General features: G+C 61.0%; 1 protein-coding gene and 1 pseudogene. Both read left to right on the top strand.

The window, feature by feature from the left end; genetic code table 11:
* Positions 1-259 (top strand): DUF2169 domain-containing protein (locus PO883_RS34620; RefSeq protein WP_289313824.1); only part of this gene is annotated, 259 nt, incomplete at its 5' end.
* Positions 256-918, top strand: a pseudogene (locus PO883_RS34615) (hypothetical protein); the annotation flags it as partial. The gene PO883_RS34620 and the pseudogene PO883_RS34615, both read left to right, overlap by 4 nt.

Genomic DNA, 918 nt, shown 5'->3' with positions numbered 1-918 from the left:
CCGTCTGGACTTCACCTTGCCGCCGTTATCACTCGACGTAACGCTTAATCCGAAAGACGGGCCACCGCAGACCCTGCCGGCGCGCGCCGATACCCTGTTGCTGGAACCTGATCGGCAACGATTCAGCGTTACCTGGAGGGTCGCAAAACCCTTGCGGCGCGGCATCGACGAGATTGGTCATGTTGAGGTCGGCACGCCTGAACAGGCCATTGATCCCACCGGCTGCTGCCGGGGGCCAGCCATCGAGATGCGCTTATGAGCCGCCCAACCATCGCCATTCGCAGCGCGGGTCTGGTCACCAGCGTTGGCCTCGACACAGCATCAACCTGCGCCACCTTGCGCACCCGCCAGAATAACTTTATCGAGCTTGCATTCGTCGACCAAGAGCATGAGCCGATAATCGGCTCGCCCGTACCTTGGCCCGGAGTAGGCACAGGGTTGGACAAGCTGGCGCAAATGGCAGTATCGGCCATCCGCCAAGCGCTGGCCTCTGACCATCGGGTGGCACTCGCCTCAACACCGCTGTTGCTATGCGTGGCTGAACTGGAGCGGGCAGGAAGGCTGACTGAACTCGACACGGGCATCTTGAGCAGACTGGAGCAGCATTTAGGCCATCCGGTGCATGCCGACTCCACCTTGATTGCAGACGGGCAGACCAGCGTAGCAACGGCCCTTGAACTTGCGTACAAACTGCTGTTCGATAAGGGGCATGCCGCAGTCTTGATCGTCGCTGCCGATACCTTCGTCAATCGAGGCGCGATTATTCACAATCTCGACAAACGGCGTCTTTTGGCATCTGGCGTCCGGGCTGGCTTCATCCCAGGGGAAGCCGCGGGAGCGCTGCTGGTGCAGCGTACGAACGATGAACGCGACGTGGAGTTGCAGGTGTTCGGGGCGGGCATGGCGCGTGAACTGGCT

Source organism: Massilia sp. DJPM01, from assembly GCF_030348125.1.
GTDB lineage: Bacteria > Pseudomonadota > Gammaproteobacteria > Burkholderiales > Burkholderiaceae_D > Telluria_A > Telluria_A frigida.
This window is presented reverse-complemented; position numbering and strand designations above follow the sequence as displayed.